This window comes from Vibrio sp. 1078-1 (genome assembly GCF_033340475.1).
The window spans coordinates 1-556 of sequence record NZ_JAWOWM010000720.1; the positions used below are offsets into that span (position 1 = coordinate 1).

The following is a 556-nucleotide window of genomic DNA, read 5'->3' on the forward strand; positions in this document are numbered from 1 at the left end:
TTGGATGTTTTTCTCAACCACTTTGACGGCAGAGAGGCTACGTTCGTAGCTACTGATGGCTCGGTCTAAGTTTACGCTGGCAATGGCATCATCAGAAGTCGCTTGTTTTACGCGCTTTAACTCGGCTTTCGCGAGTTTGTGGGCTGATTGTGCTTCTAACATGCGTGCTTGTAATTCTTCTAGTGAGACTTGGTAGTCGTGCTTGTCCAGCGTGGCAATGACTTGGCCTTTTTCTACCACGCTGCCTTTATTTACGAACACGCTTTCCACGGTGCCGGGTACACGAAAAGAGAGTGAGGCGGTTTCTTTTGCTTTTACGATCCCGCTGAATGATTTGTTGAGTTCTTCATTCCTTTCGTTGACTTCAATCACTTGAACGGGTCTGGATGCGCTTGGCTCCTCAACCTGAGGTTGAGCTTGATTACAGCCGAGTAGAGAGAGCGCGATAGTGCTCAGCGCAGCGGTTTTGATTTGATGATTCATAAGATGGCTCCATAATTTCGGCGCCATCTTATAATTCACAGATGTTCAGATAATCATGCGTGCGCATGATTCA

The 556-nt window shown here is 47.1% G+C and carries 1 protein-coding gene; it reads right to left on the minus strand.

Translation table 11 applies throughout. The annotated features are described in order from the left end of the window. Positions 1-483 (minus strand): efflux RND transporter periplasmic adaptor subunit (locus tag R7190_RS29700; RefSeq protein WP_318138185.1); only part of this gene is annotated, 483 nt, incomplete at its 3' end. Positions 484-556: the final 73 nt, after the last annotated feature.